Genomic DNA, 20,418 nt, shown 5'->3' with positions numbered 1-20,418 from the left:
GAATTCGCGTCAGAAACCCCACTCTGCCTGCAGCCACACTTTCTGCGTATCCACCCCGAACCGGTCGGCGTTGTAGTCGGCAAACTTGGCCATCAGGTTGACCGGCCCCAGGCGGAAGGCCAGCGAGGCATCCCACTCGCTGCCGTAGCCGATCCGGCCGAAATCGCTGTCAAACTCGTGAAATGCCACCTGCGCCGTCACCGGCCCCAGCCCCGGCAGGGTGAAGCCCTTCTTCAGCGAAACCTGGTAGTCGCGCACGCCATTGGCGGGCGTGGTCAGGAACAGGTCGGCCCAGCCCTGGAAGGCGTGGAGGGTGGCCAGCGGGGTCTGGAAGGCGGCACGCCCGCCATCGCTGCCCAGCTCCTCGTAGCCGGCGGACAGGGTGAAGCCCGCCAGTGTGCCGCTGGCCTCGCCAGACAGGTAATCGGCGCGGTAATCGGAGGGGTTGATGCCGGTGTCCGACTGGCTGGCAAGGGTAAGGGTGATGGCCACAGTCGCACCGGGGCCAAGCGTGCGAGAATAGGTTGCCGTCACGCCATAGGTCTGGCTGGCGAAGGCGGCGCGGCTATCATAATCCAGCACATAGGCGAATGCCGTGGCATCGAGGTTTGCGGTATCGATCCCGGCGTTCAGCAGCACCAGGTTGCCATCGAAGTGCTCACTGGTACTGTCCACGCCAAAGATGGTCCGCTGGGACGTGGCATAGGTGGCATCGGCCAGGAAAATGCCGCTCTTCAACTGGCCGCGCACGGCATCGAACGTTTGCTCGTTCTGCCGCCAGCCCACGCTGCCCACGAAGCGCTGGTTGCCCAGGTTGATCCGCTGCCGGCCCAGGGTGATCCCGGTGCCGTTCCTGACGTAAGACAGTTGCGCGCGGTTTAGCTCGACGTTCTCCGGGTCGGCCACCGTAGGGTACGGTTCGACGCCGTTGAACCCCAGGGTATCGTTGTAGCGATTTGAAAGGCCGGCGGTGCCTTCGGCCTCGACCAGCGCCTTGAAGCCGTCGATGTCCAGCTCTGCCCCCATCCGCATGCGGAAGGTCAGCGCTTCAGCATCACTGGGGAAGTTGGCCTGGTCGACCGCTTCATAGCGCAGGCGGGTGGCCGCCTGCACGTCTAGCTTCACATCCTCGCCCAGCACGATCGGATCGCCCGGCGCGGCGAGGGCAGGAGTGGCGATCGCGGACAGGGCAGTGGCAGCAAGCAGAATAGCAAAATTACGCATGGGGTTCTCCTCCCGAGAATTCAGGATCTGGCGAACCCCGTTGCCCGCCGGTACGCCGGACAGTGCCGGCAAGCTGGTGCTTTCAGCCCGGAAGGCGGCCCCCTTGCCGCCATCCGCTTTCCCCCCGCTGCGAACCGTCAGGCGGCTTTGGCGCCCGGTCCGTGATCGTATTCGGCCAGGAAGTGCAGCACCTCCTGCCGGTACTGGTAGAACTTCGGATGATCGAGCAGTTCCTTGCGGTTCCGTGGGCGCGGCAGGTCCACTTCCAGCACCTTGCCGATGGTGGCGTTGGGGCCGTTGGTCATCATCACCACCCGGTCGGCCAGCAGGATCGCCTCGTCCATGTCATGCGTCACCATGATCGCGGTAACCTTGGTGCGGTTCCAGGTATCGACCAGCACGTCCTGCAGGTCCCAACGGGTCAGGCTGTCGAGCATGCCGAAGGGCTCATCCAGCAGCAGCAGCCGGGGAGACAGGGCAAAGGCGCGGGCGATGCCAACCCGCTGGCGCATGCCGTTTGACATCTCGGCGGCCATCTTGTCCTTGGCATCCCGCAAGCCCACGCGGTCCAAGTAATAGTCGACGATATCGCGCCGCTCGGCTCGGCTGGCGTGGGGGTAGACCCGCTCCACCCCCAAGGCCACGTTCTGCCGCGCGGTCAGCCATGGCATCAGGCTAGGCGACTGGAACACCACCGCCTTGTCCGGCCCGGCCACGCTGATCTCGCGGTTCTCCAGCACGATGCCGCCGCCGGAAATTTCATTCAGGCCGGCGGCCATGGTCAGCACCGTGCTCTTGCCGCAACCCGAATGGCCGATCAGGGACACGAACTCACCCCGGTTCATGATCAGGTCGAAGTTGTCGACCACCTTTAGCGGCCCCTTGGGCGTGGGGTAGACCTTGTCGAGCTTGTAGAACTCCAGATAGCGCTTCTCCACTGCGCTCTGTGCCGCATCGCGATAGGCCTGCGGGGGCGGCGCCAGGTCAAGTGGGGTGACGTTGGGCAGCGTGACCGCGCTCTCGCCAACCGTGCCGCTTTCGGCATTCAACTGGCCCAGGTACGACACGATCTCGCGCCGCAGCGACTGGAAGGCGGCATCATCGTTCACCGCCTCGCGGTCGCGCGGACGCGGCACGGCCACCGGCCAGATGCGGCCGATGCGGGTCGCCGGTGCGGGGGTCAGCACGGCGACCCGATCGGCCAGGAGGAGCGCTTCGTCCACGTCATTGGTGACCAGGACAATGGTGCGACCCTCCTCCTTGCGGATGCGCTCGATCTCGTCCTGCAGCTTGGCGCGGGTGAGGGCGTCGAGTGCGGACAGCGGCTCGTCCAGCAGCAGGATTTCCGGCTCCATCGCCAGGGCGCGGGCCACGGCCACGCGCTGTCGCATGCCGCCCGATAACTGCGCGGGCTTGCGGTCCATCGCGTGGCCCAGGCCCACCAGTTCCACCTTCTGCCGCACCAGCGCGGCCCGGTCGGCGGCAGAGCGGCCCTGGTGCACGGCATCCACCGCCAGGGCCACGTTCTGCTCTACCGTCAGCCACGGGAACAGGCTGTACGACTGGAACACCACGCCGCGATCCTTGCTGGTGCCACTGATCGGCTGGCCGCGCAGCAGGATGTCCCCGCTGTCAGCCTCGATCAGGCCGGCGATGGTGTTGATCAGCGTGGTCTTGCCCGCGCCGGAAAATCCCAGGATGGCGATGAACTCGCCCTCAGTCACGTGCAGGTCCACGCCGCCCAGCACCTGTGTTACGCCGCCGGTCTTGCCGGTGTAACTCTTGGTTACGCCCTTGAGCGTCAGGATGGGGTCGCTCATGATCAGGCCACCCGGTTGCGCGACACGGCGCTCTGCAGGGCCATCATCAGCCGGTCGAGCCCGAAGCCGATGAAGCCGATCACCACCACCGCGAACATGATGCGGGCAAGCGACTGGCTGGAGCCGTTCTGGAATTCATCCCACACGAACTTGCCCAGGCCCGGGTTCTGGCTGAGCATTTCCGCCGCGATCAGCACCATCCAGCCCACGCCCAGCGACAGGCGCATGCCGGTGAAGATATAGGGCAGGCTGGAAGGGAGCACGAGCTTGGTCAGCTTGGCGAACCAGCCCAGCTTCAGCACGCGGCCAACGTTCAGCAGGTCCTTGTCGATGCTGGCGGTGCCCACGGCGGTGTTGATCAGGGTGGGCCAAAGCGAGCAGAGCATCACCACAAGGGCGGACACCAGAAAGCTCTTGGCCAGCAGGGGATCGTTGCTGTCCACCATGGCGCTGATCACCATGGTCACGATCGGCAGCCAGGCCAGCGGGCTGACCGGCTTCATGATCTGCACCAGCGGGTTGATCGCCGCGTTGACCCGCTGCGACAGGCCGCAGACAAGGCCGATCGGCACGGCAACCACGCTTGCCAGCACGAAGCCCAGCGCCACGGTCTTCAGGCTGGTGAGGATCTGGTCAAGGAAGGTGGGCGGGCCGGAATATTCGAAATCGGTCACCCCGGCAGCGTTGCCCGCCGCCATGGCGGCGGCGTTGCGCGTGTCCTGGTCGGCATAGAACTGGGCTTCCTGCGCGCTGGCGGCCTGCCATTCCTCGAACAGCGCCACCCCCTGCCCGGCTACGTCCAGCGGGCCGGGCAACGCGCCCAGCGATGTCTGCACCGTTGGGGCCAGCAGCGCCCACAGCGCCAGGAAGATGGTAATGCCGGCCAGCGGGGCCAGCAGGTCGCGGCTCCATCCGGCCAGCTTACCGGCCAGCGGACTTGCCTTCGCAGGCTCCTTGGCGAAGGGGGGCGGCGGCGCGGCCTGGCTGGTGGTCCGGGCCACGGTGGGGTCCGGCTGGTCTTCGACGATGCTGGCGAATGCGGTGGCCATTGTGGGGTTTCCTTGGTGTTCTGCTGGTGGCGGGTGCGGCGGATCAGGCCCCGCTGACGCCCGATGCGGTCACCCGCTGGCCTTCCTTGAGGCCGATGGCGAAACCGGCGATGTAGGCGTTCGGCTTGCGCCCGTCATAGCTCATGCCGTCGATGAACTCGGCCGTTGGCGCGCGGAACCCGTCCGTCTCGGGCACGGCCTCGGCGGGGATCACCTGCGCTGCCACCAGCTTGTTAGCGGCTGCAAGGTAGAGGTCGGGTCGATAGACCCGCTTGGCCGTATCGACATACCAGATGTCCGGGTGATCCTCGGCGATCTGCCCCCAGCGGCGCATCTGCGTCAGGGTCCACACGGCATCCGAGTAATAGGGGTAGCCGGCAAAGTCGTTGAAGAACACGTTGAACCCTTCCGCCGGGCGGGTGTCGCCGGCTTCGAAGGTGAACTGCCCGGTCATGCTGGCGGCCAGCACGGCGGCATCGGCCCCGACATAGTTGGGGCGGCTGAGGATCTCCACCGCCTCGGCCCGGTTGCCGCCGTTATCGGCATCCAGCCAGGCTTGCGCCTTGATGATCGCGCGCACCATGGCGGCCACGGTGGCGGGGTTGCTGGCGGCAAAGTCCTCGCGCAGGCCCAGCACCTTTTCCGGGTTGTTGTGCCAGATCTGGTCGTCGGTAATCACGGGAACGCCGATCCCGCGCACCACGGCCTGCTGGTTCCACGGCTCGCCAACGCAATAGCCGTCGATCGTACCGGCCTCCAGCGTGGCCGGCATCTGCGGCGGCGGGGTGACCGACAGGTTGACGTCCGCCGCCACGGTGCCGCCGACGTCACCGGGCGTATAGAATCCGGGGTTCAGCCCGCCCGCCGCCAGCCAGTAGCGCAGTTCGTAATTGTGGGTGGAGACGGGGAAGACCATGCCCATGTTGAACGGCTGGCCTTGCGCCTTGAAGCGTTCTACCACGGGCTTCAGCACCTCGGCCGAGATGGGGTGGCGCACCTTGCCACCTTCCATCGGCAGGTTGGGCTTGATCATCTCCCAAACACGATTGGACAGGGTGATGGCGTTGCCGTTCAGGTCCAGGCTCATGGGCGCGATCAGGTTGGCCTGCGTGCCGTAGCCAAGCGTTGCCGCCAGCGGCTGGCCCGCCAGCATGTGCGCGGCATCAAGCTGCCCGCCGATCACCCCGTCCAGCAGCACCTTCCAGTTGGCCTGCGGCTCCAGCGTGACATTCAGGCCTTCCTCCACGAAGAAGCCCTTCTCCAGCGCGATGGCCAGCGGGGCCATGTCGGTCAACTTGATGAAGCCCAGCTTCAGGTTGGGCTTTTCCGGCGGGCCATCGGCATTGGCGGCGGCGACCGGGGCGGCAGCCCCGTCATCGCCGCTGCTGCACCCCGCCAACATGATCGCGGCGGCAAAGCCGGCCAGCGTGCCCATGGCCGTGCGGCGGTTGAGCTGCCCCTTGAACAAGTCCGTCATGCGTTTCGTCTCCAGCCCCGCGGACAACAACAAAAAGCCGCCACGACTTGACCCCGGAAGGATCAGATCGGGCGGCGACGTTGCCACGCAATGTTTCGAATGATCGGAGCCTTCTGCGTCTGACCAACCCTGGGCAGCCATGCTCCGTTCACCGATGGGATAAGCGATTCGGCGGCGGCAGCGCAAGGGTCTTTTTGCAGTGCAGCGTAAATTGCTGGTCAGCCGTGCTGGGCCAGATAGCCCCGGATATCGTCGGGGTCGAACGTGCGACCGTCAAAAAATCGGTTTTCCGACAGTGTGATAGAACCCTGCTGCGCGCCTACCTGGGTAAGCTGGGTAACGCTGCCTTCAACTTTTGAATTGGCTGCCGGAAGGTCGTCCCCGGTCGATTTTAGTGCACTGCGGTATACATCGGGCCGGAACACCGCTGCTGCCCGGTGCGCCGCTTCGTCCGAATAGGGGAGCTGGTCCCAGCGCACCATCTGCGAATAAAGCCAGGCCGCCTGGCTGTTCCACGGGAAGTTCGCCGCCTCGCTGTACTGGAACATGAAATCGGGGAATGGCACCGGCTCGCCGCCATGCACCAGCACCGGCCGGTCGGAAATGGCGCGCAGGATCAGGCTTTCCGGCCCGCCGACATATTCGGGGCGCGCGAGAATCGCGGCATTGGCTTCCCAGTTGGCGGGGTCGACGAAGTGCCGCCCGGCACGGCGCATGGCGCGGATCAGCGCCTCCACGTCCTCACGCCGCTCGTCGAGCCGGTCCTCGCGCATGGCCAGCACCTTCTCCACCCCGCGCCGCCAGATCTGCGCCGTGGCCATCACGATGGTGCCCACGTCCCGCTCCACGCACAGGCTGTTCCACGGCTCGCCCACGCAGGCACCATCGATCTCGCCACCGGCCATGGCATCGGCCACGAACGGCGGGGCCACGGTCACGATCTCCACCTGCTCGTCGGGCCGGATACCGCAGGCTGCCAGCCAGTAGCGCAGTTTGTAGTTGTGGCTGGAATAGCGGTGCACCACCCCCAGCCGCAGGCGTTTGCCCGCCGCCAGCGCCGCCTCCACCTCGACCCGCAAGGCCGCGCCCACAGCCTGCGGTTCGCCAAACGCGCCCGGCTGGCAGACCCGCGCCGCAAGGTCCTTGCGCAGGGTGATGCCGTTGCCGTTCAGGCCCAGCACGAAGGGCGCCACCAGCGACCGGGCCGGTCGGCCCACGCCCAGCGTGGTGGCAATGGCCAGCGGGGCCAGCATGTGCGCCGCGTCCGAATGGCCGTAGAGCAGCCGGTCCAGCACGGTCGCCCAGCTGACATCGCGCAGGAACGACAGGTGCAGCCCTTCTTCCTCGGCAAAGCCATGCTCGTGCGCCAGGATCGGCAGGCAGGCATCGACCAGGGGCAGGAAGCCGATGGTGAGGTCTCGCGTGGCCACGGTTCAGTTTCCTCCCATCAGGTCGTGCGCGGTGACGACCGCTTCGGCGATGTCGATGATCCGGCGGCTGGAGCTCATCGCCTTCTTGCGCAGTTCGGCATAGGCTTCGGGCTCGGAAATGCGCTTGCTGTCCATCAGGATGCGCTTGGCCCGGTCGATCGTCTCGCGCTCGGCCAGCTTGCCCTTGGCTTCGGCCAGGTCGGCCTGCAGGCGGGCGAAGGCGTTGAACCGCTTGACCGCAAGATCCAGCAGCGGGCGGATGCGGCCCGCAGCCAGCCCGTCCACCACATAGGCCGATACGCCCGCATCGATAGACGCGGCGATGGCATCGTCATCGCTCTCGTCCACGAACATGGCGATGGGCCGGGCCAGCACGCGGCTGACCATGAAATATTCCTCCAGCACGTCACGCGAGGGGTTGCCCAGGTCCATCAGCACGATGTCGGGCGCGATCTGCTCGATCCTGGCCAGCAGGCCTTCGCGCCCGGCAATCACGTGGATCTCGCCATCAAAGCCCGCCAGCCCTTCCTCGATGATCGAGGCGCGGGCGCGGTTTTCATCGATGATGGCGATCTTCATGTACGTTCGTATTGCACTGCACAATGGATTGCTCAAGCGGGGAGCGACCAGGGCGGGAACTTTCCGGCCGCGTGGGGCAGCGTGGCACGCAAGCCGATGGCCCCTCCGGTCGGAAAGCTGTCGGGCATCCGCCGAACCGGTGTTGACCAGTCACGCGCAATCGTGGCAATGGGCCAGCGCACTGTCGGATGCGGTGTTAGCCGAACTGTAAACCGCACACCGGGACCAGTTGGTTTTCGCACATCTCTCAATGAGATGCGGGTGTAGCTCAATGGTAGAGCAGCAGCTTCCCAAGCTGAATACGAGGGTTCGATTCCCTTCACCCGCTCCAGCCCTTCCGCTAAGCCCCTCCCGATGACCGGTTTCTTCCTGACCCTGCTGGCCTGCCTGGCCGTGGAACTGCCCGGGCGCGACAGTGTGCGCGTGGCGCATTTGTCGGCGAAGCTGGGGGCAGGGGCGGGATTGCTGGCGGCGATCTGGATCAGTGCGCTGGCAGCCAGCGCGCTGGCCGTGGTTGCCGCCGGCCTGATGGCGCCGTTGCTGCCCGGCGCGGCGCGGCAGATGCTGGTGGCCTTCGCCCTGGCCCTTGCAGCGCTGGAGCTGGCCCTGCGCCGCGCGCCGCGTGCCCCGGCCGAGCCGACGCGGTCTGCCGGGGCCATGCTGGTGGTGCTGCTGGCGGCGCAGATCACCGACGGAGCGCGGCTGATCGTGCTGGCGCTGGCGCTGGCCACCAAGGTTCCGCTGGCAGCGGCTGCCGGAGGTGCGCTGGCGAGTGGCGCAGCGCTCACCCTGGCGGCACTGGCAGGCGCGGCCTGGCCTGCGTGGCAACGGCTACGGCTGGTGCGCCTGGTTATTGCCGCGCTTCTGCTGGGATTTGCCGTGGTGCTTGGCCTGGATGCCCGCGGACTTCTCGGCTGATCGTCAGAATCGATCATACTTCACCTGTTTATGCGGGAAACCGATAAGCGCCCTCGGTGTTATGATGGGATCACCACTCAACCGAAAAGGGACTTTCACTCATGGCTGCCAAGGGCGACAACTCGAAAGCGGAACTGGTCACGGGGCTCAACGGCCTGCTGGCCGACCACGTGGCGCTGTATTTCAAGACCAAGAACTTCCACTGGCACGTGACCGGCCCGGACTTTCGCGACCTGCACCTGCTGTTCGACGAACAGGCGACCGCCATCTTTGGCCAGGTGGACGTGATTGCCGAGCGCGTGCGCAAGAACGGGGCTGCCACGCTCACCTCGCTGGGTACCATCGCGGCCGCTGCCAGCATCAAGGACCAGGACAGGGGCGACCTGTCCCCCAAGCAGATGATCACCGAACTGCGCGACGAGAATGCCGCGCTGGTGGAATCGCTGAAGGCCCTGAAAGACGTGGCCGACAAGGCGGGGGACAACGCCACCGACGGGCTGATCGACGACTGGACCGACATGGCCGAGCAGCGCGTGTGGTTCCTCAGCAACCTGCTCGCCTGATTTGCTTCGATAACGTGGTGGAGGCCGGCGCCGATGCTCGCATCGGTGCGGCCTTTGCTCTAGGGCGTGGGGCATGACAAGCGCACCGACTATCATCGACCATGCCGACAATGCCGCCATTGCCGAGTGGCTGGCCGCGCGCCTGCAGGCGGCCCTGGCTGCCGCGCCCGGCCGGCTGGCCGTGACCCTGCCGGGCGGCTCCACCCCGTTCCCCATTCTCGCCGCGATGGCTGGCAAGGCGCTTGACTGGTCGCGGATCGATATCTGGCCGGGTGATGACCGGGTGGTGCCCGAAGAGCACCCCGCCAGCAACGTCGGCCGCATCCGCGCCGCGCTGGAGCCGCTGGGTGCGCGGGTGGTGGCATTGGCGGAAGGGGCCGTGCCTCCGCGCTTTGCCCTAAGCTGGCTGGGCATGGGCACGGATGGCCACATCGCCAGCCTGTTTCCCAACACAGATCCGCAGGCCGATGCCCCGCGCGCCGTGCTGCGGCTGACGCCGGACCCCCTGCCGCCCGAAGCCCCATTTGACCGGTTGAGCCTGACGATTCCCGCGCTGGTCGATACCGACGAGATCCTGTTCGTGGCGCGCGGGGAAGAGAAGGCAGCGCTGTTCGCCGCTGCCGTGGCGGGCGGGCATGACCTGCCGGTGGCCCGCCTGTTGCGCGCCGCCACCTGCCCGGTGACATGCTTCACCTGATCCTGCCGGCACCGCTGCACCGGCAGGCCTACCGCGTGGCGCACCGGCTGCGCTCGGCGTGGCTGCGCTGGTCGGGCGCGACGATCCGCGGCTGCTCGATGGTGGCGCGCGACGGGGAAGGGCGAGTGCTGCTGGTGCGCCATTCCTATGGCAGTGGCCTGTGGGCCTTTCCCGGCGGCGGGCTGGGCCGGACGGAAGACCCGCTTGCCGGCGCTATCCGCGAATTTGCCGAAGAGCTGCGCTGCACGGTGCGCGACCCGGTTCACCTGGGCAAGCTGGGTGAAGACTATCACGGCGGCAACAACGTGGCCTATGTGTTCACCGGCCTGATCGACGGGAACCCACGCCCGGACATGCGCGAGATCGTGGAGGCACGCTTCTTCGCGGTGGATGCCCTGCCGGACCGCTGCTCGCAAACCGTTGCCCCCCGGCTGGAACTGCTCGCCCGGTTCCTAGAGCAGGCTTAGCTGCGCCTCGTCGCGGGGCGGCTCCGGCGGGCCCTTGCCGGCTGCGTTGGCCAGGTTGGCCAGCGTCAGCCCCATCAGGCGGATCGGCTGGGCCAGTGGCAGCTCGGCTTCCAGCAGCTCGCGCGCCAGCCGGGCGAAGGTCTGCCGGTCGGTCACCGGCTGCGTCTGGCTGCGCGAGCGGGTGGCGATCTGGAAATCGGTATACTTCAGCTTCAGCACCACGGTGCGCCCGCCGGTCAGGCCCTTGGCCTGCGCGGCCAGTACCCGGTCCCAGACGATGGCAATGATGCGCTCCAGCGTATCGCGCAGTTCCTCGGCATCGGACTGGTCGGCGTTGAAGGTGCGTTCCCCGCCGATGGACTTGGCCACGCGGTTGGCTTTTACCGGCCGCAGGTCGATCCCCCGCGCCGCGCGGTAGAGGTATTCCGCGAAGCTGCCGAAGTGCTGGCGCAGGAAGGCGATGTCCTTTGCCGCCAGGTCCGCACCCGTCTCGATGCCGAGGCGCGCCATCTTCTCCGCCCCGCGCGGACCCACGCCATGGAACCGGCGGACCGGCAGGCCGGCCACGAACTGCGCCCCTTCGCCAGGGCGGATCACGCACAGCCCGTCGGGCTTGTTCTGGTCGCTCGCCAGCTTGGCCAGGAACTTGTTGTAGGACACGCCGGCGCTGGCGGTGAGGCCGGTCTCGGCCTGGATCGCCGCGCGGATGCCTTGCGCGATGCGGGTGGCGCTGCCGATGCCTTGCAGGTCATGCGTCACGTCCAGATAGGCTTCGTCCAGGCTTAGCGGCTCGACGTGCGGGGTGTGGCGGTGAAAGATCGCGCGGATCTGCTGCGAGACTTCCCTGTAGGCATCGAACCGGGGTTTCACGAAAACGAGGTTCGGGCACAGCCGCGCGGCGGTGACCGATGGCATGGCGCTCCGCACGCCGAATGTCCTCGCCTCGTAACTGGCGGCGGCCACCACCCCGCGCCCGCCCGCACCGCCTACGGCCACCGGCTTGCCGCGCAGATCCGGATAGTCGCGCTGTTCCACGCTGGCGAAGAAGGCATCCATATCGACATGGATGATTTTCCGCAGGCCGGTGGGGGCCTCGTCCTCGTCATCCGTCTCGCCAGCGGAACCTGCCATCTCCTTATCTTAGGCCACTTTCACCGCAGCGCACCATGATCTATGGGGCCGCAATGGATTCTTCACGAACCGCCAAGCCGATCGGCATGGGCATGCGCGAGTTGATCGTGCTGCTGGCCCTGTTGATGAGCCTGAACGGCCTTGCCATCGATGCCGTGCTGCCCGGCATGGACGAGATGGCGCGCGAGCTTGGCGTGCTGGACGGCAACCGCCGGCAACTGGTGATCGCGGTCTATTCCATTGCCATGGGCATCGGCTGCCTGGTGCCCGGCGCCTATGCCGACCGCTATGGCCGGCGGCCGATCCTGCTGCTGGCGCTGGGGTGCTATGTCGGCTTCGCGCTGGTGGTCTCGCTGCTGCACGATTTCGACATGGTGCTGCTGGCGCGCGGCGTCGGCGGGGTGCTGGCGGCGGGCCTGATGGTGGCCCCGATGGCCATCGTGCGCGACCTTTACGAAGGCGACCGCATGGCCCGGCTGATGAGCGTGATCGCCGCCGTGTTCATCACCGTGCCGGTAATCGCCCCCAGCCTGGGGCAGGCGGTGCTGCTGGTGGCCGGCTGGCGGTGGATCTTTGTGACCCAGGCCGCCATCGGCGCGCTGGCGGCCGTGTGGGTCTACTATCGCCTGCCAGAGACGCTGACCGAGGCCAACCGGCAGGAGATCAACTTGCCGGTGATCGCCCGCAACATGCATGCCGCTTTGGTCAATCGCCAGTCGATCGGCTACGTTCTGGGCACCCTGCTGGTGATGGCCGGGGTGTTCGGTTACGTGAACATCGCCCAGCAGCTCTATACCGAACATTTCGGGGTGGATGACCACCTGTTCCCCATGCTGTTCGGCGCCACGGCGGCGATGATGGCGGTGGCCAACATCACCAATTCGCGCATCGTGATGAAGTTCGGCGCGCGCCGCGTCAGCCACACCGGCGTGATGGTGTTCATCACCGTGTCCGCCCTGCAGGTGTGGGCCAGCTACTATCACCCGGGCGATATCCGCTGGTTCGTGCCGCTGATGGCCTGCAACCTGGGGCTGCTGGGCTTCCTGGGGGCCAACTTCGGTTCCATCGCCATGCAGCCCTTTGCCCACATCGCCGGCGCGGCGAGTAGCGTGCAGGCCTTCTTCCGCATGTTCGGCGCGGCCATGGTGGGGCTGGTGATCGGCCAGTCCTATGACGGGACCGCACGGCCCTTTGCCTGGGCGCTGCTGATCAGTTCTACCTTGGCGCTGTGTTTCGTGCTTTACAGCGAGAAGGGGCGGCTGTTCCGCCGCCTGAATGTGAAACCGCCGACGGAGCGCATTATTCCATGAGCGACACTTTTGACCTCATCGTCATCGGCGGCGGGGTCAACGGTGCGGGCGTGGCGCGCGATGCCGCCGGTCGCGGCGCCAGCGTGCTGCTGCTGGAAGCGGGCGACCTGGCCAGCGGCACCAGCAGCAAGAGCACCAAGCTGGTCCACGGCGGCCTGCGCTATCTGGAATACGGCGAGTTCGGCTTGGTGCGCGAGGCGTTGACCGAGCGCGAGGTGCTGTGGGAAATCGCCCCGCACATCGTGCGCCCGATGCGCTTCGTGCTGCCGGTCAACAAGGCCATGCGCGCCCACTGGAAGCTGCGCGCCGGGCTGTTCCTCTATGACCATATCGGCGGCAAGGGCACCCTGCCCGGCAGCGAGGCGATCTCGCTGGACAGGCATCCGGCGGGCGCGGGGCTCTATGCCGAGATCACCGGCGGCTTCGTCTATTCCGATGCCTGGGTGGACGATGCCCGGCTGGTGGTGCTGAACGCGCTCGATGCCGCGCGGCGCGGGGCCGTGGTGCGCACCCGCTGCCCGGTGAGCGCGATCGCCCGCGCTGGCGAATTGTGGCGCGTTACCGCCGGCGGGGAGGCGTTCACCGCCCGCGCGCTGGTGAACGCGGCAGGGCCGGCGGTGGACGATGTGGCGCGCCTGGCGGGCACCGCGCCCAAGTATGCCGTGCGCCGCGTCCGCGGATCGCACATCGTGGTGCCGAAGCTGTTCGACCACGATTATGCCTACATCTTCCAGCAGCCCGATACGCGGATCTGCTTCGCCATTCCTTACGAGGACCGCTTCACCCTGATCGGCACCACCGACGCCGACCACAAGGGCCCGCTGGACCAGGTAGAGCCCGATGCGGAGGAACTGCGCTACCTGTGCGATGCGGTGAACCGCTATTTCGTGAAGAACATCACCCAGAAGGATATCGTCTGGTCCTTCGCCGGGGTGCGCCCGCTGGTCGATTTCGGGAAGGACAGGCCGGAGGCCGCCACGCGCGGCTATCGCCTGGTGCTGAGCGCGCCCGAGGAAGGCGCGCCGATGCTGGGCATCTATGGCGGCAAGATCACCAGCTATCGCCACATGGCGGAGGAAGCGGTGGACCTGCTGGCCGCGCGCCTGCCGGTGCTGAAGGGGGCGCACTGGACGGCGTGCGAACACCTGCCCGGCGGAGATTTCCCGCGTGACGCGCTGGGCCTGCTGGTGGCCGAACTGTTGCGCGAGTATCCGTTCCTCGCCAGCCACGATGCCACACGGCTGGCGCGCTCCTATGGCCTGGATGCGATCACCTGGCTGGGCGAGGCGAAAGGCTGGGCTGACCTGGGGCGCGATTTCGGCTGCGGGCTGAGCGAGGCGGAGGTGCGTTACCTGCAGCAGCAGGAATGGGCGGTAAGTGCCGAGGACGTGCTGTGGCGGCGGACCAAGCTGGGCCTGCATATGGATGCCGGAGAGCAGGCCGCGCTGAAGGACTTCATGGGCGGGTGACCTCAGTCAGGTGGCGCGGCGTCGGCCATCGCCTCCAGCCCAGCGCGCGTCCATTTCGGCATTTTGGCCGGGGCTGGCTGGTTGGCCAGCGCTTGCCAGAAAGCCTGCGCCACGAAGCGCAGCTTGGCCGCTTTGCTGGTATAGACCCTGTGATCCCAGGCAGCGCCGCCTTTGGCGCGCACCTCGCGCCCGATCGCGCCATAGATGTTGGCGGCAGCCAGCACCGCCCAGCGGCTGCGGAATGGCAGGCGCGCTGCACCCAGCCGGGCGGCGGCCTCGTGCTCCTGCGCCAGGTCCACCAGGCGGCGCACCAGCACCACCAGTTCCTGGCGATAGGCAGGCTTCATGTGCTGGCCGGGGGGAATGTCCATTTCCACCAGCCATTCTACCGGCAGGTAACAGCGCCCGCCCGCGTCATCCTCGCTCACGTCGCGGGCAATGTTGCCGAGCTGGAAGGCCAGGCCCAGGTCGCAGGCGCGGTCCAGCGTTTCCTCGTCATCGGCAGGCACGCCCATCACGCGGGCCATCATCACCCCCACGGCCCCGGCCACGTGGAAGCAGTAGCGCATCAGGTCGCCCTCGGTGCGCGGGCGCCATTCGTCGGCATCCAGGGCAAAGCCGTCGATCACGTCATCGGCCATTTCGTGGGTCAGCCCACATTCGGACGCGACCTGGCCCAGCGCGTCGAACGCCAGGTCCGCCGTGGGCTGGCCGTCGATGGCGCGGTGGGTGAGCACCCGCATCGCCTCCACCCGGTCCTTCGCGTCGCTGCCATCGTGGTGCAGTTCCCCGCCGTGGTCCTGCCCGTCGGCAATGTCATCGCACCGGCGGCACCAGGCATATAGGAGTTGCGCGCGCTCGCGCGTCTGCCGGTCGAACAACTGGCTGGCGCGGGCGAAGCTTTTGCTGCCCTTGGCGATGCTTTCCGCTGCCGCTGCTACCAGTTGCTGGCGCGGATGCCCGCCACCCGCCACGCGCGGCGTTTCGCGCAGTACGGCGGAGGGGGTGTAGGTGCGGGTGCGCCTCAAAGATCGCCCCTCACAGATCCGATGCCTTTATCTGCACGATGCTGGTCACGGGGCGGAAGGCGGCCATCTTGTCCAGCAGCCCGTCCAGCGTGGCATCGTCGATGATGATCCCGCGATGCTGCGGGCGGACAAAGCCCACTTCGGCCATGTGGCGGTTGAAGGTCAGCAGCCCGTCATAAAACCCGAAGGCGTTGAGCAGACCCACCGGCTTGGTGTGATAGCCAAGCTGCGACCAACTTACGGCCTCCCACAGCTCGTCCATCGTGCCCACCCCGCCAGGCAGCGTGATGAAGCCATCGGACAGGTCGGTGAAGGCGCGCTTCCTTTCATGCATCCCGGGGACCACGTGCAACCGGGTGCAATCATGGTTGGCCACTTCCATGCCTTCCAGCGCCTCGGGGATCACCCCAATCACCTCGCCGCCGGCATCCAGCGCTCCATAGGCCACCGCCCCCATCAGGCCCAGCTTGCCGCCACCATAGACCACGCCGATGCCCCGCTCGGCCAAAGTCCGGCCCACTTCGCGGGCAAAGTCGATGTAGCGCGGATCGGCCGGGGTGGCGGACCCGCAATAGACGGCGAGGCGCTTGATCGTGTCGGTCATGGCCGGTCGTTAGCCGATCAGGTCCTTCACCATAAGCCCCGCCGTGGCCTTTGCCGAACCCACTACGCCCGGGATCCCCGCACCTGGGTGCGTGCCCGCGCCCACCAGGTAGAGGTTCTTCAGCACGTCATCGCGGTTGTGGCCGCGGAACCAGGCGCTCTGCCACAGCACCGGCTCAAGGCTGAAGGCGCTTCCCAGGTGGGCCGACAGGTCGTGGCTGAAGTCCTTGGGGGTATAGTGGAAGCTGGTCACGATGCGGTCGTGGATGTCGGGGATCAGGCGGCGGCCGACCTCGTCCAAAATGCGCTTTTCCAGTTGCGGGCCGACCACGTCCCAATCCACCGCCAGCTTGCCCATGTGGGCCACGGGGACGAGGGCATAAAACGTGCTCTTCCCCTCCGGCGCCATGGCCGGATCGGTCACCGTGGGGTGGTGCAGGTAGATCGAGAAATCGGCCGGCAGCACGCCGTTGCTGTAGATGTCGTCCAGCAGGCCTTTGTAGCGCGGGCCGAACAGGATCATGTGGTGCGGGATGCCGGGCCAGGTGCCCTCGATGCCGAAGTGGACCACGAACAGGCTGGGCGAGAAGCGCTTGCGCTTCAGGCTGCGGGCCTGGCTGGCCCCGCGCGCATTATCGCCCAGCAGGTCGCGATAGGTGTGCATGATATCGCCGTTGCTGGCCACGGCATCGAACTGGGCGGACCAACCGGACTTGGTAGTAACGCCGGTTACCCGGTTGCCGCTGGTCTCGATCCGGGCCACCCCGTCACCCAGCCGCATCTGGCCGCCCAGCCTCTCGAAAAGGCGGACCATGCCGGCAATCAGGCGGTTGGTGCCCCCGCGCGTCCACCATACGCCACCGTCCTTCTCCAGCTTGTGGATCAGGGCATAGATGGAGCTGGTGTTCATCGGATTGCCGCCCACCAGCAGGGTGTGGAAGCTCAAGGCCTCGCGCAGCTTCTCGTTGCGGATGAACTTGCTGACGATCGAATAGACGCTGCGCCAGGCCTGGTACTTCGCCAGCGCCGGGGCCGCCTTCAGCATGGACTTGAAGTCAAGGAAGGGTACGTGGCCCAGCTTGACGTAGCCTTCCTCGTACACGCCCGCAGAATAGCGCAGGAAGGCATCGTAACCGGCCACGTCCGCCGGATCGAGCTTCTCGATCTCGCGCCGCAGGTTCGCCTCGTCGTTCGAATAGTCGAAGTTGGTCCCGTCGGGCCAGTTCAGCCGGTAGAACGGCATCACCGGCATCAGTTCCACGTCCTCGGCCATGTCATGGCCGCTCAGCGCCCACAGCTCCTTCAGGCAGTCGGGATCGGTCACCACGGTGGGGCCGGCATCGAAGGTGAAGCCGTCCTTCTGCCAGAAATACCCGCGCCCGCCCGGCTTGTCGCGCGCCTCGATCACCGTGGTGGCGATCCCGGCGCTCTGCAGGCGGATGGCCAGCGCCATGCCGCCGAAGCCGGCTCCGATCACGCAGGCAGTGGCAGGCTTGATGGCGGTCATGGGTTGAGGCTTTCGGTTTGCGGGAGCAGGGGAGGACGGGTCGAGGCCAGCGCGCGGATCGCGCGGGTGACGGGGACGGGCGGCTTGCCCACCAGCACGCAGGCCTTGTCCGCCAGGGTGGATCGGCCGGTGTAAAAGCGCTCCACCAACGGTTCGGGCAGGCGGTAGAACCGTTCGAAAATGGCCACGCGCCGGTGGGGTTCCGCAGCGCCGAACAGCATGGTGCCCAGCAGGCGGTAGAAGCCGGTTGCAGCCCAGTGGCGGCGCGACAGGTCGGCCAGGTGAGCCGCCATCTGCTCACCCGGCAGGTCAGCCTTTTCAGCCACGGCCAGGGCCACCTGGGTGGCGAAGGGCAGGGTGTAGCTGGTCAGCGGATGGGTAAACAGCCCGCGCGCGCCCGCCAGCGCCACGCCTGGAGTGGCCACCTGGTCGAAATAGCGCTGGTGATTGCCGCCAGTGATCACCGGCAGCACGCCGGTTTCCTCGCCCAGCGTCTCCCCCGTCCAGCCCTGCGCGGCGCAATAGGCATCGATCCGCGCGGCCAGCGCCCCGCGATCCAGCGCGGGCGTGTCCTGGTAATAGGTGTCTTCGACGAAGAGCTCGTCCACGCCCAGCGGCAGGACATAGACGAAGCGGTAGCCGCCAAGCTGCTCCACGCTGGCGTCCATGATGATTGGCCGCTCCAGCCCGTGCGGCTGGCCCACGCGCAGGTGGCGGCCCATGAACACCTGCCAGCCCCCGTGGACGTGGGGCGATGGCACGAAGCCGCGGGCATCGATCACCGTGCGCGCGCCAATCCGCTCGCCATCGGCCAGGGTCAGCCCGCGCGCGTCGATCGCGGCCACGGTGCGCCCGGTCATGATGGTGCCCTGCGGCAGATCGCGGTGCAGCGCGGCGGCAAAGTCGGCCGATCCGATCGAGCAATAGGGCGTGCCGAGCTGGCGGCGATGGCCCGGGAAGATCACCTGGTTGCCCGCCGGCCAACGGTTGGTGTGAACCGGTTGCAAAAGGTCCTGCGCGGGGGCCTTAAGATCGCTGGCAAACCACGACCAGCGGTGGTTGCCGCCCAGCTCCAGCCCGGCTTCCACCAGGCGGAACGTCATGTCCGGCCGGTGCCGTGCCAGCGCCAGCGCGATCAGCCCGCCGGCCAGCCCGCCGCCCGCAATGGCAATATCACAGTCGCGCCCGGTCATGCGCAGGCCTTAGCCGATTGGATGGGCAGCGCAATGACGGGACTAGGGCGGTAGTGGCTTGCCATCCGGCGGGCGAGGCGGAACAAGCTGCAGGCAGGACCGGGGGAGATCGAATGAAAAGCGCAGCAACCTTATGGCCCGGCAGCCGCGCCTGGCTGGCTACGCTGGCGCTGTTCGTCCTCGCCGTGGCGACCCTGTTCCTCATGGATCGTCCGCCGATGTGCGCCTGCGGCACCATCAAGCTGTGGCACGGCGTGGTCCAGTCTGCCGAGAACAGCCAGCATATCACCGACTGGTATGCCCCCAGCCATTTCACCCATGGCCTGCTGATGGCAGGCGCGGCCTTTCTGCTGTGGCGCAAGTGGCACCTGTTCGGTGGCCGGCCCGCGCGGTGGGCCTTGCCGATCGCGGTCTTCGTGGAAGCCGCGTGGGAGATTGCCGAGAATTCGCCGCTGATCATCAACCGCTATCGCGAGGTGACGATAAGCTGGGGCTATTCGGGCGATTCCATCGTCAATTCCGCCGCTGACATCGGCTGGATGGTGGCCGGCTTCCTATTGGCCCTGCGCCTGCCCTGGTGGGCCAGCGTGGCGCTGGGCCTGTTCCTGGAACTGCTTGCCCTGGCGGTAATCCGCGACAACCTGACGCTGAACGTGCTGATGCTGCTTTATCCCCTCGAAGCCGTGGCAACCTGGCAGGCCGGATAGATCAGTCTGCCGAGAGCGTCTTTTCACGCTGCGGGTAGACGTCAAACGTCCGCCCGCGCACGGTGATCGTCTCGCCCTTGAAGCCGCGCACGGCCATGTCACGGGCGCGGTGACCGGTCACGATTGCGCGGTCACCTGCGCGCGCATGCTCGGCCGCAAAGCCCGATGCGCGGCCGACGATGGGGGGCGACAGGTCCACCTCCCAGATCGCACCATCGCCGTCACGCAGTTGCAGATGCATGTGCGGATTGCCGAAGCTGATTGACTGGATCGTGCCGGCAAGGCGGCTCTCGCGGTCCTGCGTCCAGCCCCAGCCGTGGTGGGCGGCGGCGGTCAGCGGAACGGCAACCAGCGTGGCGGCGGCCACGATCAGGCGTAAATGCATGGTCCTTCTCCTCAAGGTCGGGACCCCCTCTACCGCGCAGCATACCACGCCGGAGCCGCGCCCTCAATCGAGCAGCCGCAGCGTTCCTTCGGGAGCCGGCGCGAGCAGCGCCCCCGCACGATCCCAGCCGCCGTGCAGCCAGGTATCGTAATCGGCAGGCGCCACCACCACCGGCAGCCGCTCCACGCCCATGGCCCGCGCTTCACCTCTGGCCGGGCAGGTGACCAGAGCAAAACCCGGGACTTCGGCATCCTTCCACACGCCGGCCATCGCCAGCAGTCCCCCGCTGCCTGCCCGGAACAGGTGGCGCAGCCGCCGCCCTTCGGTATCGATGCCGCTACCCCACTCGGCAAAGCCGGTGGCGGGCACCAGGCAGCGGAACTCGCTGTTCCTGAGGTTGCCGATCCAGAACGGGCTTTCGGCGTTGCGCACGATCAGAACGGCGCGGCGCTGGTCGGGCGCGGAGGGCGGCGGCGGCACGCCCCACAGGCGCGGCACCAGGCGGCGGGGCTGACGTTCCAGCCGCGCTCCGGCCACGAACTCGCGCCCTGCCGTTATCACGGGGGCGAACTGGCCGGGGGCGACCACGCCACCCTGCCATGGATCGTCACCCGCCGGCACGGCAAAGGCGCGCGCGATCGCGGCGGCGGGGGCATCAAGGCGGTAGAAGGCAGGCATTCGGCTGGACTGTGCTGGCCGCCTCGCCTATTGTCCAGCCATCCCCGGGGAGCCTGCTGTGGCTGAGAGGGGCAGGTAAGCTCTGCCCGACCCGTTGAACCTGAACCCGTTAGCACGGGCGGAGGGAAGGGCCGGTCGCCAGCGCCGCAGCACCCTCTCCCGCCTTCCAAGGAGAGCGCGACT

General features: G+C 67.2%; 20 protein-coding genes, 1 tRNA gene and 1 riboswitch. Of the genes, 8 read left to right on the top strand and 13 right to left on the bottom strand.

From position 1 onward, the window contains the following. Positions 1–9: 9 nt before the first annotated feature. The 6 genes from GRI99_RS16040 to GRI99_RS16015 form a co-directional block, all read right to left on the bottom strand. Positions 10–1,224 (bottom strand): alginate export family protein, encoded by a 1,215-nt coding sequence (locus GRI99_RS16040; protein ID WP_160773071.1) that lies wholly within the window; start codon positions 1,222–1,224, stop codon positions 10–12. Positions 1,225–1,361: 137 nt separating this feature from the next. After that, entirely contained in the window at positions 1,362–3,044 is a 1,683-nt protein-coding gene (locus GRI99_RS16035; protein ID WP_160773070.1) for an ABC transporter ATP-binding protein, read from the bottom strand. A gap of 2 nt (positions 3,045–3,046) precedes the next feature. Continuing rightward, the gene (locus GRI99_RS16030; protein ID WP_160773069.1) at positions 3,047–4,093 is read right to left on the bottom strand and encodes an ABC transporter permease; all 1,047 of its coding nucleotides are present in this window, start codon (positions 4,091–4,093) and stop codon (positions 3,047–3,049) included. Positions 4,094–4,136: 43 nt separating this feature from the next. Next, positions 4,137–5,570 (bottom strand): CmpA/NrtA family ABC transporter substrate-binding protein, encoded by a 1,434-nt coding sequence (locus GRI99_RS16025; RefSeq protein WP_237438399.1) that lies wholly within the window; start codon positions 5,568–5,570, stop codon positions 4,137–4,139. Positions 5,571–5,788: 218 nt separating this feature from the next. Next, positions 5,789–7,000, bottom strand: a complete 1,212-nt coding sequence (locus GRI99_RS16020) for an ABC transporter substrate-binding protein (protein ID WP_160773068.1) — start codon at positions 6,998–7,000, stop codon at positions 5,789–5,791. A 3-nt stretch (positions 7,001–7,003) separates the two neighbouring features. Beyond that, positions 7,004–7,579 carry an ANTAR domain-containing response regulator gene (locus GRI99_RS16015; RefSeq protein WP_160773067.1) on the bottom strand — a complete coding sequence of 192 codons (576 nt, stop codon included), beginning with the start codon at positions 7,577–7,579 and terminating at the stop codon, positions 7,004–7,006. A 257-nt stretch (positions 7,580–7,836) separates the two neighbouring features. Between GRI99_RS16015 and GRI99_RS16010 the strand changes: the two genes are divergently transcribed. The 5 genes from GRI99_RS16010 (at position 7,837) to GRI99_RS15990 (ending at position 10,224) form a co-directional block, all read left to right on the top strand. Then, a tRNA-Gly gene (locus GRI99_RS16010) sits at positions 7,837–7,910 on the top strand. Positions 7,911–7,933: 23 nt separating this feature from the next. Beyond that, a complete protein-coding gene (locus tag GRI99_RS16005; RefSeq protein ID WP_160773066.1) occupies positions 7,934–8,497 on the top strand; it encodes a hypothetical protein in 564 nt (187 codons plus the stop codon). A gap of 101 nt (positions 8,498–8,598) precedes the next feature. After that, positions 8,599–9,060, top strand: coding sequence for a Dps family protein (locus tag GRI99_RS16000; protein WP_160773065.1), 462 nt, complete (start codon positions 8,599–8,601; stop codon positions 9,058–9,060). Positions 9,061–9,133: 73 nt separating this feature from the next. Continuing rightward, positions 9,134–9,757, top strand: coding sequence for a 6-phosphogluconolactonase (locus tag GRI99_RS15995; protein ID WP_160773064.1), 624 nt, complete (start codon positions 9,134–9,136; stop codon positions 9,755–9,757). Beyond that, positions 9,745–10,224: an NUDIX hydrolase gene (locus tag GRI99_RS15990; protein ID WP_160773063.1), complete on the top strand. Its 480-nt coding sequence runs from the start codon at positions 9,745–9,747 to the stop codon at positions 10,222–10,224. Before GRI99_RS15995 ends, GRI99_RS15990 begins: the two co-directional genes overlap by 13 nt. On the opposite strand, the gene dinB is transcribed toward GRI99_RS15990, so the two are convergent. Beyond that, positions 10,210–11,355: a DNA polymerase IV gene (gene dinB / locus GRI99_RS15985; protein WP_160773062.1), complete on the bottom strand. Its 1,146-nt coding sequence runs from the start codon at positions 11,353–11,355 to the stop codon at positions 10,210–10,212. The two genes, GRI99_RS15990 and dinB, sit on opposite strands and share 15 nt — an antisense overlap. A 53-nt stretch (positions 11,356–11,408) precedes the next feature. Here dinB and GRI99_RS15980 point away from each other — a divergent pair, with 53 nt between their 5' ends. Together GRI99_RS15980 and glpD are read left to right on the top strand one after the other, a co-directional pair. After that, the gene (locus GRI99_RS15980) at positions 11,409–12,665 is read left to right on the top strand and encodes a multidrug effflux MFS transporter (protein WP_160773061.1); all 1,257 of its coding nucleotides are present in this window, start codon (positions 11,409–11,411) and stop codon (positions 12,663–12,665) included. Beyond that, on the top strand, positions 12,662–14,134 hold the full coding sequence (gene glpD / locus GRI99_RS15975; RefSeq protein WP_160773060.1) for a glycerol-3-phosphate dehydrogenase: 1,473 nt from the start codon (positions 12,662–12,664) through the stop codon (positions 14,132–14,134). The genes GRI99_RS15980 and glpD overlap by 4 nt, the downstream gene beginning before the upstream one ends. Positions 14,135–14,136: 2 nt before the next feature. On the opposite strand, the gene GRI99_RS15970 is transcribed toward glpD, so the two are convergent. The 4 genes from GRI99_RS15970 to crtY are packed head-to-tail and all read right to left on the bottom strand — an operon-like array spanning position 14,137 to position 18,465. Beyond that, the gene (locus GRI99_RS15970) at positions 14,137–15,162 is read right to left on the bottom strand and encodes a phytoene/squalene synthase family protein (RefSeq protein ID WP_439098444.1); all 1,026 of its coding nucleotides are present in this window, start codon (positions 15,160–15,162) and stop codon (positions 14,137–14,139) included. A gap of 10 nt (positions 15,163–15,172) precedes the next feature. Next, positions 15,173–15,754: a TIGR00730 family Rossman fold protein gene (locus GRI99_RS15965; protein ID WP_160773104.1), complete on the bottom strand. Its 582-nt coding sequence runs from the start codon at positions 15,752–15,754 to the stop codon at positions 15,173–15,175. A 21-nt stretch (positions 15,755–15,775) separates the two neighbouring features. Continuing rightward, positions 15,776–17,272 (bottom strand): phytoene desaturase, encoded by a 1,497-nt coding sequence (locus tag GRI99_RS15960; protein ID WP_160773059.1) that lies wholly within the window; start codon positions 17,270–17,272, stop codon positions 15,776–15,778. After that, positions 17,269–18,465: a lycopene beta-cyclase CrtY gene (gene crtY, locus GRI99_RS15955; RefSeq protein ID WP_160773058.1), complete on the bottom strand. Its 1,197-nt coding sequence runs from the start codon at positions 18,463–18,465 to the stop codon at positions 17,269–17,271. Before crtY ends, GRI99_RS15960 begins: the two co-directional genes overlap by 4 nt. Before the next feature lie 113 nt (positions 18,466–18,578). Between crtY and GRI99_RS15950 the strand changes: the two genes are divergently transcribed. Further along, positions 18,579–19,172, top strand: a complete 594-nt coding sequence (locus tag GRI99_RS15950; RefSeq protein ID WP_160773057.1) for a DUF2585 family protein — start codon at positions 18,579–18,581, stop codon at positions 19,170–19,172. Between the two features lies 1 nt (position 19,173). Here the strand turns inward: GRI99_RS15950 and GRI99_RS15945 are convergent, their stop codons facing one another. Both GRI99_RS15945 and GRI99_RS15940 read right to left on the bottom strand, forming a co-directional pair. Continuing rightward, the gene (locus tag GRI99_RS15945; RefSeq protein WP_160773056.1) at positions 19,174–19,557 is read right to left on the bottom strand and encodes a DUF6152 family protein; all 384 of its coding nucleotides are present in this window, start codon (positions 19,555–19,557) and stop codon (positions 19,174–19,176) included. A gap of 63 nt (positions 19,558–19,620) precedes the next feature. Beyond that, the gene (locus tag GRI99_RS15940; RefSeq protein ID WP_160773055.1) at positions 19,621–20,235 is read right to left on the bottom strand and encodes an SOS response-associated peptidase family protein; all 615 of its coding nucleotides are present in this window, start codon (positions 20,233–20,235) and stop codon (positions 19,621–19,623) included. Positions 20,236–20,270: 35 nt separating this feature from the next. Beyond that, a riboswitch (TPP riboswitch) is annotated at positions 20,271–20,379 on the top strand. The last annotated feature ends 39 nt before the right edge of the window (positions 20,380–20,418 follow it).

Origin of the sequence: Alteraurantiacibacter buctensis, assembly GCF_009827655.1 — a bacterium.
In the GTDB taxonomy this organism is placed as follows: Bacteria; Pseudomonadota; Alphaproteobacteria; order Sphingomonadales; family Sphingomonadaceae; genus Alteraurantiacibacter; species Alteraurantiacibacter buctensis.
Note: the sequence above shows the minus strand (reverse complement) of the source record. Positions and strands in the feature narration are given on the sequence as shown.